Annotated in this window: 14 protein-coding genes; 8 read left to right on the plus strand and 6 right to left on the minus strand. The window is 38.9% G+C overall.

From position 1 onward, the window contains the following. The first annotated feature begins 14 nt into the window (after positions 1-14). Complete coding sequence (bioA, locus tag AC4IFE_RS08440; RefSeq protein ID WP_490756319.1) at positions 15-1,337, plus strand: adenosylmethionine--8-amino-7-oxononanoate transaminase; 1,323 nt, start codon at positions 15-17, stop codon at positions 1,335-1,337. Here the strand turns inward: bioA and AC4IFE_RS08445 are convergent. After that, complete coding sequence (locus AC4IFE_RS08445; protein WP_490756321.1) at positions 1,291-1,608, minus strand: winged helix-turn-helix transcriptional regulator; 318 nt, start codon at positions 1,606-1,608, stop codon at positions 1,291-1,293. The genes bioA and AC4IFE_RS08445 overlap by 47 nt on opposite strands. Positions 1,609-1,698: 90 nt before the next feature. Between AC4IFE_RS08445 and AC4IFE_RS08450 the strand changes: the two genes are divergently transcribed. Further along, positions 1,699-2,463: an MBL fold metallo-hydrolase gene (locus AC4IFE_RS08450; RefSeq protein ID WP_490756323.1), complete on the plus strand. Its 765-nt coding sequence runs from the start codon at positions 1,699-1,701 to the stop codon at positions 2,461-2,463. Positions 2,464-2,551: 88 nt separating this feature from the next. Then, positions 2,552-3,259 carry a DUF421 domain-containing protein gene (locus AC4IFE_RS08455; protein WP_490756325.1) on the plus strand — a complete coding sequence of 236 codons (708 nt, stop codon included), beginning with the start codon at positions 2,552-2,554 and terminating at the stop codon, positions 3,257-3,259. 54 nt (positions 3,260-3,313) lie between these two features. Here AC4IFE_RS08455 and AC4IFE_RS08460 read toward each other — a convergent pair whose 3' ends face one another. Beyond that, positions 3,314-4,519, minus strand: a complete 1,206-nt coding sequence (locus AC4IFE_RS08460) for a CynX/NimT family MFS transporter (RefSeq protein ID WP_490756327.1) — start codon at positions 4,517-4,519, stop codon at positions 3,314-3,316. A 72-nt stretch (positions 4,520-4,591) separates the two neighbouring features. On the opposite strand from AC4IFE_RS08460, the gene AC4IFE_RS08465 reads away from it, so the two are divergent. Beyond that, positions 4,592-5,374, plus strand: a complete 783-nt coding sequence (locus tag AC4IFE_RS08465) for a helix-turn-helix domain-containing protein (protein ID WP_490756329.1) — start codon at positions 4,592-4,594, stop codon at positions 5,372-5,374. A 61-nt stretch (positions 5,375-5,435) separates the two neighbouring features. Here the strand turns inward: AC4IFE_RS08465 and AC4IFE_RS08470 are convergent, their stop codons facing one another. Then, positions 5,436-5,780 carry a mannan-binding lectin gene (locus AC4IFE_RS08470; protein WP_306842645.1) on the minus strand — a complete coding sequence of 115 codons (345 nt, stop codon included), beginning with the start codon at positions 5,778-5,780 and terminating at the stop codon, positions 5,436-5,438. A 422-nt stretch (positions 5,781-6,202) separates the two neighbouring features. After that, positions 6,203-6,799, minus strand: coding sequence for a Crp/Fnr family transcriptional regulator (locus AC4IFE_RS08475; protein ID WP_490756331.1), 597 nt, complete (start codon positions 6,797-6,799; stop codon positions 6,203-6,205). 322 nt (positions 6,800-7,121) lie between these two features. Here AC4IFE_RS08475 and AC4IFE_RS08480 point away from each other — a divergent pair, with 322 nt between their 5' ends. The 3 genes from AC4IFE_RS08480 (at position 7,122) to AC4IFE_RS08490 (ending at position 10,996) form a co-directional block, all read left to right on the plus strand. Continuing rightward, complete coding sequence (locus tag AC4IFE_RS08480; RefSeq protein WP_490756333.1) at positions 7,122-7,730, plus strand: hypothetical protein; 609 nt, start codon at positions 7,122-7,124, stop codon at positions 7,728-7,730. Positions 7,731-8,019: 289 nt separating this feature from the next. Beyond that, entirely contained in the window at positions 8,020-9,831 is a 1,812-nt protein-coding gene (locus AC4IFE_RS08485) for a hypothetical protein (RefSeq protein WP_490756335.1), read from the plus strand. 220 nt (positions 9,832-10,051) lie between these two features. Beyond that, the gene (locus AC4IFE_RS08490; RefSeq protein WP_490756337.1) at positions 10,052-10,996 is read left to right on the plus strand and encodes an aldo/keto reductase; all 945 of its coding nucleotides are present in this window, start codon (positions 10,052-10,054) and stop codon (positions 10,994-10,996) included. A gap of 108 nt (positions 10,997-11,104) precedes the next feature. Here AC4IFE_RS08490 and AC4IFE_RS08495 read toward each other — a convergent pair whose 3' ends face one another. Further along, positions 11,105-12,952, minus strand: a complete 1,848-nt coding sequence (locus tag AC4IFE_RS08495; protein WP_490756339.1) for a chloride channel protein — start codon at positions 12,950-12,952, stop codon at positions 11,105-11,107. Positions 12,953-13,258: 306 nt separating this feature from the next. Here AC4IFE_RS08495 and AC4IFE_RS08500 point away from each other — a divergent pair, with 306 nt between their 5' ends. Beyond that, positions 13,259-14,251, plus strand: a complete 993-nt coding sequence (locus AC4IFE_RS08500; protein ID WP_490756341.1) for an aldo/keto reductase — start codon at positions 13,259-13,261, stop codon at positions 14,249-14,251. Between the two features lie 81 nt (positions 14,252-14,332). Here AC4IFE_RS08500 and AC4IFE_RS08505 read toward each other — a convergent pair whose 3' ends face one another. Then, complete coding sequence (locus AC4IFE_RS08505; RefSeq protein ID WP_490756343.1) at positions 14,333-15,136, minus strand: SDR family oxidoreductase; 804 nt, start codon at positions 15,134-15,136, stop codon at positions 14,333-14,335. Between the last annotated feature and the right edge of the window lie 51 nt (positions 15,137-15,187).

Genomic DNA, 15,187 nt, shown 5'->3' on the forward strand with positions numbered 1-15,187 from the left:
TCTAATTAAAAAAAATGAAAACATTAATACAAACCCTTCAGTCAAGAGACAAAGCCGTCAACTGGCATCCTTATACCCAGATGAAAACAGCTGGAGATGCAATTCCCATTATCAAAGGAAAGGGTGCTTATTTATATGATGATGAAGGGAAAAAGTATATCGACGCGGTCTCCTCCTGGTGGGTAACTTTGCATGGCCATGCTCATCCTTATATTGCTGAATGTGTTTTCCAGCAGCTGAACACTTTGGAGCAGGTTATTTTTGCAGGCTTTACGCATGAACCGGCTGTTCAGCTTTCAGAAAATCTGTTAAGACTACTTCCGGATAACCAGAAAAAGGTTTTCTATTCGGATAATGGTTCGACAGCAGTAGAGGTGGCCTTAAAAATGAGTATTCAATACGCCTGTAATCTTGGAAAAGAGAAGACCAAAATTCTGGCTTTCAGAAACGCATACCACGGTGACACATTCGGAGCCATGTCTGTGAGCGGGAGAAGTGTCTGGACAAAACCTTTCGGAAGCATGCTGTTTGAAGTGATTTTTATCGATACACCCAACGCAGAAAATCTGGAAAGCTTAAAAATGCAGATCAAGGATGTCGCAGAAGAAACAGCCTGTTTTATCTATGAACCATTGGTACAAGGGGCTGCAGGAATGCTGATGTATGAGGCCGAACATCTTGATGAGCTGATGAAGTTCTGCAGAAGCAACGAAATCCTGATGATACAGGACGAAGTATTCACGGGATTTGGGAGAACAGGAAAATTGTTTGCTGCCAATCATCTTACGGAAATGCCGGATATGATGTGCTTCTCAAAAGGACTGACCGGCGGAACGATGCCTATGGGAATCACAACCTGCTCTCAGGAAATTTTCATTGCTTTTTTATCTGAAGACAAATACAAGACGTTGTTTCACGGACATTCCTTTACCGCCAATCCGTTAGCCTGCACTGCAGCATTAGCCAGCATGGAACTTTTATTACAGGAAGAAACGTTAACGGCGATTGACCGCATCAGCAAACAGCATTCAGATTTTTCCAAAATTCTTTCAAAACATCCGGATGTTGAAAATGTACGTCAGACCGGAACTATTCTGGCTTTTGAATATAAAACTGATCAGAATACTTCTTATTTTAACCAGATCGGAAAGGTTCTGTATGATGAATTCATTAAACGCGGGATCATTATGCGCCCACTGGGAAATGTCATGTATCTGGTTCCGCCGTATTGCATTACTGCAGAAGATCTGGGCTTTATTTACCGGAATATTTTGGAGGTACTGGATACTTTTAAGACTCAAGATCATTTCCCCATGCATGCAGCTGATCAAGAATAGGACCTAATTTCCGGGCTTTATCAGTAAGCTTGTAATACACTTCAGGAGGAAAATTATAGACTTCAATCCGTTGAATGATATGATTTTCCTCCATCTGTTTCAGCTGCTCAGAAAGCACTTTCTTTGAAACTCTCGGCATTTTTCGCCATAATTCCACAAACCGCACCTGATCTTCCTCAAAAAGATTCTGAAGGATCAGTGGTTTCCATTTTCCGGAAAGAATATCCAGGCTTCGTCTGAGCCCGCAGTTTTTAAATTCTTCAAAATTCATCGTCACATGTTTTTATCGTTAACCTTTTGGTAACCGTCTATTATTTAGCCTTGATTGAGCCATAGCTTTGCAAGCACAAAAGTATACAAAATGAAACTAGAATTATGGCGCAATGCCACATTGCTTCTCCAGATCGGAGGAAAAAAGATTTTAATCGATCCTATGCTTGGAGAAAAAGGTTCTTTAGGGAAAATTCCGATGACGGATGACGAATTGGAGAATCCTCTGGTTGATCTTCCGTTCAGTGAAAAGGAATTAAAAGATAAACTGTCTACAATAGATGCCGTGGCTGTAACTCACCTTCATCCGGATCACTGGGACGGAAAAGCTATTGAGCTTCTGGATAAAAATATTCCTGTGATCTGTCCTGAGAGTATTTCAGAACAGATCGCCCAATCCGGTTTTAAAAATGTGATTGCCATTAAAGACCATATCATTTGGGAAAATATCAGCATCTCAATTACGGAAGGACAACACGGAACCGGAGAAATAGGGGAGAAAATGGGCAAAGTAAACGGATTTGTCTTTAAAACAGAGGATAAAAGCCTATATATTGTTGGTGACAGCATCTGGTATGAAGGAATTGCGGCAGAAATCGATAAGCATCAGCCTCAGCATATTATTGTTGCCGGAGGTGCAGCCACTTTTGTGGTGGGAGATCCTATCATCATGACCAGCGAAGACATCATTAAGCTTTGTGAATATGCACCTGATGCTTCCGTGTTGGTGACTCATCTTGAAGCAGTAAGCCACAGTAAGGAAAGCCGTGAATTTATTAAGAAAAAGATCATTGAAAACGGCTTGGAGAACAGATGCTTAGTCCTGCAGGATGGAACGGAATATTCTTATGATTAATTTAAAAGAGTTTAAAATCTATTAATCTTTAAGATGAAAGCTTTGGGAGATGGCTCATTTTTTGGATGCCTTCTCTAAATTAATCTCTATGCTATCCCTATTTCTCTTAGAACTCAACTGGAAAGAATTATTCCTGGGGCACGAAGAATGGTCTTTTCTCCTGGAAATTATTCTGCGGACTATGATCATGTTCCTGGCTATTATTATTGGCTTGAGAATTTTAGGAAAAAGAGGGGTAAAGCAGCTTTCTATTTTCGAATTGGTCGTTATTATCGGGTTAGGTTCTGCAGCGGGTGATCCCATGTTCAATAAAGATGTCGGTATTATTTCCTCCATTCTCGTTTTTATAGTTATCATCCTTTTATACAGCATTGTCACTTTTTTTATAGGAAGAAGCAAAAAGTTTGAGAAACTGGTGGAAGGAAGTTCTATTTGCCTGATCAAGGACGGTGAATTTGCCATTGAAAATTTTAAAAAAGAAAATCTGGGAAGTGATGAATTTTTTGCAGAGCTCAGGCTGAAAGGTGTTTCGCAGCTTGGACAGATTGAAACAGCTATTGAAGAAATTTCCGGTGAGATCAGTGTATTTTACTATGAAGATAAAGACGTAAAGTACGGCCTTCCTATTATGCCTGATTCATTAAAAAATCCATTGAAAAGAATTCATAAAGAAAGCCAGTATTCCTGTATCTTCTGTGGACATACCGAATTGAAAGCAGAAGGAGATACGGCACAATGTCCCAAATGCAAAAAGGATGAATGGATAGAAGCCAGCAACAGAAAAAGAATAACTTAAATTAGACAAAAATATTGTTAAAAGGACTGTACCAGAAGATACAGTCCTTTTATTTTAATCTTCAACACATTTATTCCTGGCCGCTTTCATTCCGAAATAAAACATCAGAATGACAGCAAAACTTAAAAAATAAAAAGAGCTTTTCCACGAAACGTCCCAATCATGAAGCTTCCCGAAGACCGGAGGCCCGAACGCAGCAATCAGATATCCCACAGACTGTGCCATTCCCGATATTTTTACCGCATTGGCACTATTTTTTGTCCTTGTTGAAAAAAACAGAATAGACAGGCTGAAAGATAAGCCATTAGAAATACCGATAATAACAGCATTGGCATAGATCCATTGTGACTGCAGCCATACAAACATCATCGTACTCCCGAACATCAAACTGCAGATAAGAACAATAAGAATCCGTTGATCCTTCATTTTACCGGCAATAATAGGAGCACAGAAAGTAATCGGGATCATGGTAATCTGAATGAAAAACAGAACCCATCCCGCACTTTCACCTTCCATCTTACAATCAGTGAGAAATGAAGGCAGCCATGCCATCATGCAATAATAAAATAAAGACTGCAGTCCCATAAATATACTGATATTCCATGCCTGTGCAGATTTAAACATATTAAAATCAGAAACACTTAATGCCGCTTTTGCCTGTCCCGGATTCTTTTTATTGAATACCAGTTCCAGAATAAGGACAAAAAGTCCCAGTCCGGCAATGATCAACCAGATTCCCAGCGAACCCCGCCAACCCATGCCCGTCCATTCTCCTATTCTTACACTGAAGCCTGACGCTAATGCCGCTGTAAGGTTCATGGAAACTGCAAAAATACCGGTCATCAGCCCGATCTGTTTAGGAAAATTATTCTTGATATATCCCGGAGTCACCACATTTCCGATGCAGATGCCCAAACCTATGAACACAGATCCCGCAAAAAGGGTCCACAGAGATCCGGTAATCCGGAGGAAAAGTCCGAAACTTAAAATTATCAGAGAATACATCAAAAACCGGCTGATACTGAATTTATGCGAAAATCTACTCACTAAAACAGAACAGGTTGCGAACATAAACAGTGGAATAGAAGTAAGCAGGCTCACCTGGAAGCTATCCAGATTCAGGGCATTCCGTATGTCACCCAATACCGGGGAAACTGAGATTATAGGTGATCTGAGGTTGCTGGATACAAGCATCACAACCAGTACATTGATCGCCATCAGAACGTAAGAAGCATTCTTTCTTGATTCACTCTTCATCATATAATTAATATTTGATACAAAATTAATTCAGTGGTTTTATTTAATTTTGCCAAAATATTAACCTAAAACGACATGAATCCTCACGATACTATAGATATCGACCAGCTGAAGAAACCGTATTTTGTCTGGTTTGAAGAAGACTGGCGGCACGATGATATCCTTCATGCTCACCAAAAAGGCCAGCTCGTTTATGTAGAAAGCGGATTCCAGTATATTACGGTCGACGGGAAGATCTACCTTCTTCCTCAAAACCACGCAGCCTGGATTCCTCCGGGTGCCATCCATAAAACCAATTCCCATTCGGAAAAAATTAAACTGATGATTATGTTCGCTGACGTAGAAAAAAGCAGTGTTTTTCATCATAATATTAATGTTTTTTCCGTTCCTCCTGTCCTGAAGGAAATGATAAAGTATGCAGAAAAATGGTCAAAAAACATTTCAAAAGATCCGGATGAAGCGCTTTTCTTACAGGCACTTTTTAATGAGCTTCCCCATTTTGTCGAACATTCCTTACAGCTTCATATCAGCCTTCCTGAAGATAAAAGATTGTCTAAGTCTATTGAATATCTTCACAACCATTACCAGGAAGACGTAAGAATGGAAGATCTGAGTGAAATTTCCATGCTTTCCTTACGTACATTGGAACGGATTTTTAAAAAAGAGACCGGTATGACACTGGCCAAATATCAGCAGATCCTGAGAATCATTAAAAGCCTGGAGCTCCTGAGCTCTGGTGACCATACCATTTCGGAAACAGCTTATAAAGTAGGGTACAGGAGTGTTCAGGCTTTCACAAGAAGCTTTCAGGCTGTCATGCTGTCCAAACCTACAGATTTTGTAAAAATCACCCGGTAATCTGTTGTAAAACAAAAATCTCCGGGGATAACCCGGAGATTCATACATAATCTAAATTTTCCTAGAACTTAAATACACAGCCGCAAACGCTCATTTTGCCTTCAACGACTGTAGTCCATTGTCCGTTCCATGTACCTCCGTAAGAAGCACAGATTGAAGGACATATTTCTTTTGCATCCTCGTTGCTCCAGATAGGTCCTGCTAACACGTCCATAGTATATTCTGTACTTCCTGACGGTTGCGTATCATATTCAACTTCGATAACGCTCATCTGACCTTCGACAATAGTGCTCCATTGTCCGGTGAATTTTCCTAAATGTGCCGCAGCAATACGGCCCCCGATTTTTTGTGCTTCATCATTGCTCCAAAGCGGACCTGCAATAATGTTGATTTTGAATGTTGACATGGTGTAATGTTTTTAAGTTGTTTAACATTACAAAGTTGTCACTTTAAAGAGATATATTATAGCGTAGAAAGTACCAAATTTATTATGCCGTATTTCTACTTAAATTTCAAAAAAGTAATAAGCTAAAATAAAAAAGGTCCCCCACAAGAGGAGACCTTAAAAAAACACAAATGATGAAAAAAAATTATTTCGATCCACAAATATAAGCAAAAATTGTATTATGCAAAACATCAGATAAGCATAAATATTAAAAAAGTATTAATTCTAATTAAAAATAATGGCCTGTTCAATAATACTTTTCTTACCAGAATACATGAAATTTAGTGATAATAAATTATCATAAAACAAAAAATTATCAAAAATATTTTAATAGTAAAAATTAGTTCAATTGTACTAATTTTATCAATTATTCCTCAAAAGAATCAATAAAATATCTTACCGTTCTGTATTCTTACTGTTTTTTCTTTCTCCATTTTCTTTATGACTCTTATGACAGTTTCTACACATAGGCCTGTAAGAGAGGCCAAATTTTGCCTGGTAAACGGAAACTGATAAGAGTATTTATCTGTGTACCGATTATAAGATTTCAGGCAGTCCATTACACGTTTTATTTTGGTTCCCGGATCTGGCGTAGAAAGATTGTTCATCATCACATGCCTGTAATACATTCTTTCCGCAGTATAGCTGCAGAGTTTCGGAAGAAGATCAGGTGAGCTTCTGATAAGTTCCATGAATTTATTCTTATCCAGTCTTATAATCTCACAAATGCCCATTGCTATTGCATTTACCGGATAAGGTTTTTCTATGAACAAAGAACTCTCCGCAATGCAATGTCCGTCAAAAGGAACGCTGTGGATAATTTCCCGTCCATCTTCATGGTAATTATTAATTTTTACCGTTCCGGTTTTAATCTGAAAATAATATTCAGGCTGATCATTTTCTTTGAAAATAACATCACCTCCTGCATAATTTATCAGTTCCGCCCCTGAGGAAAATAAAAGTTCTTCATCAATTATCATAGATTCATACCGCTTCTGGATTATAATTTAAAAATTAATCTGCCTTTACAGCTTTTAATTTTTTATTCAAAAATAATTATTACTTTATAAAAACACAATAGATCTCTAAATTTTTAACAGGTTCACAATAACATGACTAAGATCATAAAACAGGCCATTCATCTTCATTAATTTTAATACAAATAATTAAATCCATTTCTCCCGATACATTTAAGTTTTAACATCAGCCTCTCCAACGGGAGGCTTTTATTTTGAGCCGTTATGATCGTACTCATAAAGAATACCTCCCCATTTTTATAAATTAGTACAAAATCCAGTTAAGATGAAGCCCAAGCAGATCAACAGAGTTCCACAGCAGCAATCCGGCGGATTTCATGATACAGAAAGCCAGAAGCAGTTTGAGCCCGCATTCCTTCCACTTAAATTTGACATTTTGAAACAAAGGTTTTTTTCAGTGAGCCGGTGGAAAAGCTATTGCGGTGAAGGCTTTGCAGCTTTTAAACTCTTTGACTCCGAAGGAAAGGCTGCTGAAAGGCCACCTCAGAAAGGAGATTTCATGAGAATTGATATTCCCGGACCGGGAGAACCTGAAGCCAAAGGGTATGACTGGGTAGAAGTTACTGATATCTGTTTTCAGGAAGATAACTATTCCGAAAGCATTTTGATAACATGCAGCCCGTCCAGAAATCCTCAAGATAAAACAAATCAGCATATTGCTCACTTTTACAGCTCTAAAGCGACTTCTACTTTTATGATTGCAAGAACGCCGACTCATCTGAAAGCTGCAGTCTACGGACGAAATGAAACTCCCAATTTTAACGCCGGATGTATTGATGTCCTCAGAAATCTTATGGTTGCCGCAGGAGGAATGATGGGAATCTCCAAGATACAGTGGAAAAAACTGGCGGATGGATTTCTGGATTTTGAGTAACTCCATTTATTCTTAGTCAACAAAAATGTTTTAACAATTACGTTCTTATGCATAATTGTACCCATCCCATGCCCTGATTACCCTCCAAAAATAAAAAGCTGAGTATATACTTCAAAAGGATGATATTTAGCATATTTCCGATATTACAAGTGTTATTTAATGCATAGCTAATATTAAAATGATAAATTTAGATCAATTAAAAGTTTGGACTGAAGCACTCATTTCAATATGGATACGGCATTCCGGGATTTTAATTCATTCTCATTGAAAGAATTTTTATCGAAATAAAATGACACATAAACCATTACACAACTTCCATATTCCGGTAATGGGTCTGGCGTATACCATAGACAGTCCCATCCGTGTTGCCCAATATGGAATTTCTTCCGTGATTTCCATTATCGATGATGAGATCCTGGAGAAAATGAAAAACTTTTATAATAAGAAATTCAATCTTAATTATTTAGGAATTTCAACAAAAACAGAAGATTACAGGGCAAAAAGAATTACGGCTTATCTCGATATGGTAGATGATATCGTGAATGAAAAATTTGAATCTTTCAAACAGGAAATCACTAAGAACAGGGAGGCTTTAAAGAGCTTTATGGCCATCCTGCCCAATACTTCGGATCTGAAAAGCGGTCTTCAGAATCTTATGAGTCAAACAGACAGTTTTGGCTCAAACATTAAAAATTTTATTGAAAGCAATCTGAAGCCGGGAAGTATCGACGTCAATATTATGACGAAAGTTGACAAAGACAACTATAAAAAAAATGAGCAGCTTCCTGTGATATTTAATGATGCCCATGCGTCACTGCGTGGTTTTGCCCAAAGTAAACTATCTTCTTCCATGGTGCTTTCTGCAGGAATGAACCCGCGTTTATACAGCTATATTGAAGAATTCGACGATTTCTTTCCCGATCAGAACGGCATTTTAAAAAAGAAGATCATTCTGAAAGTGAGTGATTTCCGTTCAGCCATGATTCAGGGAAATTTTCTGGCTAAAAAAGGGCTTTGGATTTCAGAATACAGAATAGAATCCGGACTGAACTGCGGAGGACATGCATTTGCTACGGAAGGAATGCTGCTGGGGCCTATCATGGAAGAGTTTAAACAGAAAAAGAATGACCTTATCCAATCTGCGCATGCCTTAATGATTACCGCTTTGGAGCAGAAAGGAAAACATCCCGTTTCTGAGCCTCTCGAAATGAAAATTACAGTTCAGGGCGGAGTAGGAACCTCCGAAGAACACGAATTTCTGCTTGAAAACTATAAGGTAGACAGCGTCGGATGGGGATCACCATTTCTATTGGTTCCAGAAGCGACTTCTGTAGATACGGAAACTAGGAATCTGCTTTTAAGATCCGGAGAAAAAGATTTCTATCTGAGTAATATTTCGCCTTTGGGAGTGCCATTCAATACGGTTAGAGGAACATCCAATGAGTTGTTGAAAGAACAAAAGGAAGCCTCCGGAAAATACGGAAGTTCTTGCCCGAAAAAGCTTCTGGCTCTAAGCAAAGAGTTTTCACCGCAGGGAACGGGAACGTGTACCGCCTCTAAGAAGTATCAGGATATTAAGCTGAAAGAACTTCAGGCCGATCCTGAGCTTACTGCTGAAGAGTTTGGTAAAAGAAAGACCGAAATTACAGATAAAGCCTGTCTGTGTGTAGGATTGGTAAATGCTGCATATATGGAACAGAATCTGGAGATAAAAGGAGAAAAGCAAGGGGTTGTTATATGCCCCGGGCCTAACCTCGCTTTTTTTGATAAGGAAGTTTCTCTTTCCGAAATGGTAAAACACATCTACGGGAATGCCAATATCCTTCCGGATAACCAACGTCCGAATATGTTCATCAATGAGTTGAAAATGTATGTTGATTATCTTAAAAAAGAAATCAGCAATTCTTCGGCACAGATTACAAATTCCCAAACCAAAAAATGGAATGCGTTCAAAAATAATATGCTGGAAGGCATTGAATATTATCATCATATGTTTCATACATCCACTTTCTTTACAAGCGGATTGGAAACCATAAAACTGCAACTGCAGGAATATAAATTGATACTTACAGCCATTGAGATTCCTCAGGCTGAAAAGTAACAGTATTTTTTTAAATTGATAGATAAGCAGCTTTCTTTGTGAAGGCTGCTTTTTTTATGCTGATTCTGATATATCAGGCCCTGATTGAAAAGTGAAAAAGTGAGATAGAATGAGCCTTTTCATTTATAATAACTATAAGCCATATGTTTATTTTGAATCTGTAATCCTACATGATAATCCCTACCTTAGATTCTTCTAAAATTTAATTTCAATTTATTTTATGGAAAAAAGAAAGATAAAAAATACGGATCTGTCGATAGCACCTGTTAATTTCGGAGGGAATGTTTTTGGATGGACATTGGACGAAAAGCAGTCTTTTGATATATTGGATCAGTTTACGGATGCCGGGTTCAATTTTATTGATACAGCAGATACTTATTCCTGGTGGGTTAATGGAAAAGGTGGCCAGTCTGAGGAAATCATCGGAAAATGGATGAAAAGCCGTTCCAACCGTCAGAATATAGTACTGGCCACCAAGGTAGGATCTGAAACCAAAGAGCATGGTTTTGACATCAGCAAGAAACATATTTTAAAGTCTGTGGATGAATCACTTCAAAGGCTTCAGACCGACCATATTGATCTTTATTATACTCATTTTGATGATCATACCACTCCGGTAGAAGAAACACTTTCTGCATACGATGAGATTATCAAAGCCGGAAAAGTGCGTTATATTGCCGCTTCCAACCTTACCCCGGAACGTCTGAAAGCATCATTTAAAGCCTCAGAAAAAAATAACCTTCCCAAATATGTAGCTCTGCAACCGCATTACAATTTAATGGAAAGAGAAGGTTTTGAAAAAAACTATGCTCCGCTGGTGGAAGAATTTGGACTGAGCGTATTTCCGTACTGGTCATTAGCAGCTGGTTTCCTCACCGGGAAATACCGTACCGAAGAGGATCTTGGCAAAAGCCAGAGAGGAGAGGGCGTCAGAAAATACCTGAACCCAAAAGGTCTTGAAGTATTAAAAGCTCTGGACCAGGTAAGTGAAAAACATAAAACCACCCAGGGAACGGTTGCCCTGGCATGGCTTCTGGCCAATCCTTTAATCACTGCACCTATTGTAAGTGCAACGAGTGCTTCCCAGCTGGATACTTTATTCAAGGCTCCTAAGCTTATTTTGGATCAGGAAGATATTGAACTGCTTGATCAGGCAAGTCATTAATTCAGATGAAGTTAATAAAAATATCCGTTCAGTAGCTGAACGGATATTTTTTGTCTTTAGATCATAATCTTATGTAAGAACAGATTTTGGACTTCAAGGTTAAAAAAATTAATCAGAATATTCTTTCAAAAGCTGTCTGTAGCTCATCAGGATAGATGATTTTGATATAAACCCTATAAAATCATTACTCTCGCTGATTACCGGAAGCTTCCATACGCCGGTATCATCAAATATCTGAAGAATTTCCAACGGTTTATTGTCCCGGTAAATAACTGCAGGCGGAGCTTTCATAATTTGTGCAACCGTCATGGAGCTGTCTGTTTCTTGATTAAAAAGATAGGGACGGATATCATCCAAAGTAAGGATACCTTTCAGTTTTCCGGCCTCATCTGTTGCTGCAAAAATGTTTTTGTTTCCATTCTTTACCTTCTCGAATAATGTAGTGACAGAAGCATTTTCATTAATCGTTTCTGAATATTTATCTATAAAATCTTCAGTTCTCAAGGCAAAAAGCAGGTTTTTATCATGTTTGCTGGTAAAAATTTTTCCCTGATCAGCCAAAGATTGCAGTTCCGGGGAGATCGGGGAGAACCATTTTGCAATAAGATAAGAGATAATGGATACGATCATCAGCGGAATAAAAAGATCATATCCAAAACTGGATTCAGCGATCAGAAATATCGCGGTAAGGGGAGCATAGAGTACGCCGCTCATTGCTCCGGCCATTCCTACCAGAACAAGATTCGTCACCGGAACATCCGTAAACCCGATTTGCTGGCAGACTAATGCAAATAAATAACCCACTGTCCCTCCGGCAAAAAGTGACGGAGCAAAATTACCGCCGTTACCCCCGCTAAATATTGTGAATGATGTGGCAAAAGCTTTTAAAAGACATACCAGAACCAGAAATATAATAATGGTCCAGTCTCCGATCTCAAAATACCGGAAAAAACTGTTTCTGATAATAGAATGAGTACTTCCGTTCGTAAAAGCCTTCACCGTATCATATCCTTCTCCGAACAAGGGTGGAAAAAGAACACACAATAATGACAGCACCAGACCTCCGAACATAGCCTTACGCATCCTTGAAAGCTTAAGCCCTTTGATGAAATGTTCCACTTTTTGAGAAATCACTACAAAATAACGGGCATACAGTCCGGTTACAACTCCCAGGATAAGATAGTAAGGAACATTTTTATAGTTAAAAGGTTCTCTGGTATAAAACCTGAAAAGCACATCTTCCTGAAGCAGAATCCTTGATAAAAGGCTTCCGCAGACAGCAGCCACTACCAAAGGAATGAAATCTGTAAAGACAACACCCGTCAAAAGGATCTCAAAAGCGAACATGATGCCCGCAATCGGAGCATTGAAAGCTGAAGCAATACCCGCCGTGGCACCTGCAGCCAACAGCAAAGTCCTTTCCTTGTAGCTAAGCCTGTAAGTCTGTGCATAATTGGACCCGATGGCAGCCCCTGTAACTGCGATAGGGCTTTCCAATCCCGCAGAACCCCCAAGACCCACCGTCACAGCACTCTGAACGATCTGTGAATACATTTTTACAGAAGCCACAATACTTGAATTCTGAGCAATTTCATACAGAATTGCACCGATCCCTTTTCTGTCCTGACCTTTAAACAGAGTAAGAACAATAGCTGTCGTAAGCACAATTCCTAAAAAAGGAAAAACAATATAAAATAAGATCTGATATTCGAAATGAACCTTATGTGTAATAAAATTATGGATGGTATGCACAAGGGTTTTCAGCACCACTCCGGCAAGACCGGCAGTACAACCCACAAGTATTCCGGAAAGCACCAGAAACTGGTTTCTGCTGAGCCTGTTATTCAGCCAATGAAGGATAAGCTCATAGCTTCGGGCTTTTTCCAGTCCGTATTCCTGGAAGTCTCTTTTAAATTTAAGAAAGCTTAAATATTTTTTTTTATTGTGAATTTTCACTGGGAACCAATTTTAAAACCTTGATGGTTTCGTAAATTTAGGAAATATCTTTATAAATGTCTGCCCATACATTGTTGTAAAACTGCTAAATCCCAACACAATACAATGAAATTCAAAACATTATAGAAATTATAAATATTTCTTATAAATTTTAATTCTGTATTGTGAATGAAAGATTCAGCCGAATCTGTACTCAAATAAATATCAGCTGTAAATCTGCCATATGGAAGCAATACTATTTTGATGGTTACTTTACTCTGCATGATGTTTGCATTCTGTTTTTAACCAACACTTAAATATACTCATATGAAAACAGACATTTTAACAGAAAAGCACAGGTTAGGAATAGGAGGAGTTGCTATAGGAACAGCCTTTGAAGATATAACTGATGAGCAGGCCCGTGAGATATTACAGCAGGCTTGGGATGTGGGAATCCGTTATTTTGATACCTCTCCGTGGTACGGTCTTACAAAAAATGAAAAAAGATTCGGTGACTTTCTGAAGGATAAAGACAGGAATGAATTCGTATTTTCAACCAAAGTAGGAAGACTGTTCCATGAAGTTCCGGAATCTGAAGTTCCGCCCACCATGTGGAAGAAACCTCTGAACTACGATTTTAAACATGATTATACGGCAGATGCCATCAAAAGATCCATTGCAGACAGTTTACAGAGAACCGGGCTGAATCATATTGATATCGTATATGTTCATGACCTTTCTGAAGATCAGGTAGGAGATCGTTATCCTTATTTCCTGAAACAGGCAAGGGAAGGGGCATTCAAAGTTCTCTCCGAACTCCGTGACCAGGGCGTGATCAAGGCATGGGGAATGGGCGTCAATAAAATTGAACCAATCTTAGACTGTATTGATTCAGCAGATCCGGATATTTGTCTCTCAGCAACACAATATTCGATCCTGGAACATGAAGATGCCGTTGACAGGCTGCTTCCGGTGGTTAAAAAAGCCGGTGTAAAACTGGTTTCCGGTGCAGGATATAATTCAGGATATATTGCAGGAAGAGAAAGGTATAACTATAAGGATGTAATTCCTAAGGGAATGGCTGAAAAACGCGCCAGAATTGGGGATATCGCCAAAAAATATAATACCGATATTGTACATGCTGCATTACATTTTGTATTGGCTTCCGACGAATTTGCTTCCATTATTCCCGGAGCCAGCAGCCCGGATCAGGTTAAAGATAATGCGGAAGGTCTTGATGCCAGCATTCCGGCTGAATTTTGGAACGAACTGAAATCCGAGGGACTGATCTATGCAAAAGCACAGGTTCCTGGGTCTTAAAATAAATAATTTTGGATTACTAACTTTATTTCCAATCTGATATAAAAAACCTCTCATAACGGGAGGTTTTTGGATTTTTTTCTATACCACTTTGGCCTTACGGACAATCTTAGCCAGAAGAGAAGGAAAGAACCTCTTCAGGTAGGTTCCTATCACTTCCTGACCGCCAATAGATGCCTGATTTTTCTTTTTTTCTATAGCCGCAAGCATTTTTCTTGCAAACACATCTGCGGGCATCCCTTTGTTTGTGGCATCATCCATAGTTCCCTGCAGAGAACCGTTACCTGTTACTGCATTAATAGAAATATTAGTGTGTACAAAGCCGGGACAGATGATGGTCACTATAATTTTCTTTGTATATAATTCGGCACGCAGCGAATCAAAAAAGCCATGCAATGCATGTTTTGCTGCTGCGTAACTGCTTCTCATAGGGGCTCCGAAAACGCCCATCAGACTGGTTACTACAGCAATCTGTCCGCCGCCATTCCTGGTCATGTAGGGAAGCACAGATTTTGTAAGGGCCACGGTGCCTATATAATCAATATCCATCAAGCGTTTATCAACTTCTATATCAGTTTCCATTGCCAAGGAACGCTGAGACAGTCCTGCGTTATTGATGAGAATATCAATCTTTCCAAATTTTTCTACAGCTTCGGCCACAACATCCGGCATTTTTTTATAGTCTTCCAAATCCAAAGGCAGTACAAAAAAACGATTCGCTTCAAGTCCTGCCTTTTGAGCAACAGTATTCAGCTGATCTTTATTTCGTGACGAAAGGATAATTTTTGCACTGCTTTTCACTGCGAGCTCATTCACCAGAGCTTCCCCTATTCCTGATGAAGCTCCCGTAACCCAAACCACTTTATGATCAAAATAATTATTCACCTTTGTTTTTTTAATATTTTACTGTCTGATTCTTAAAATTCACTATTCAGC

This window comes from Chryseobacterium sp. UF-81 (assembly GCF_058245105.1).

Coding starts and splice junctions, on each gene's coding strand:
- bioA (WP_490756319.1), top strand. CDS start 15: ATGAAAACATTAATACAAACCCTTCAGTCAAGAGACAAAGCCGTCAAC.
- AC4IFE_RS08445 (WP_490756321.1), bottom strand. CDS start 1,608: ATGAATTTTGAAGAATTTAAAAACTGCGGGCTCAGACGAAGCCTGGAT.
- AC4IFE_RS08450 (WP_490756323.1), top strand. CDS start 1,699: ATGAAACTAGAATTATGGCGCAATGCCACATTGCTTCTCCAGATCGGA.
- AC4IFE_RS08455 (WP_490756325.1), top strand. CDS start 2,552: ATGCTATCCCTATTTCTCTTAGAACTCAACTGGAAAGAATTATTCCTG.
- AC4IFE_RS08460 (WP_490756327.1), bottom strand. CDS start 4,519: ATGATGAAGAGTGAATCAAGAAAGAATGCTTCTTACGTTCTGATGGCG.
- AC4IFE_RS08465 (WP_490756329.1), top strand. CDS start 4,592: ATGAATCCTCACGATACTATAGATATCGACCAGCTGAAGAAACCGTAT.
- AC4IFE_RS08470 (WP_306842645.1), bottom strand. CDS start 5,780: ATGTCAACATTCAAAATCAACATTATTGCAGGTCCGCTTTGGAGCAAT.
- AC4IFE_RS08475 (WP_490756331.1), bottom strand. CDS start 6,799: ATGATAATTGATGAAGAACTTTTATTTTCCTCAGGGGCGGAACTGATA.
- AC4IFE_RS08480 (WP_490756333.1), top strand. CDS start 7,122: ATGAAGCCCAAGCAGATCAACAGAGTTCCACAGCAGCAATCCGGCGGA.
- AC4IFE_RS08485 (WP_490756335.1), top strand. CDS start 8,020: ATGACACATAAACCATTACACAACTTCCATATTCCGGTAATGGGTCTG.
- AC4IFE_RS08490 (WP_490756337.1), top strand. CDS start 10,052: ATGGAAAAAAGAAAGATAAAAAATACGGATCTGTCGATAGCACCTGTT.
- AC4IFE_RS08500 (WP_490756341.1), top strand. CDS start 13,259: ATGAAAACAGACATTTTAACAGAAAAGCACAGGTTAGGAATAGGAGGA.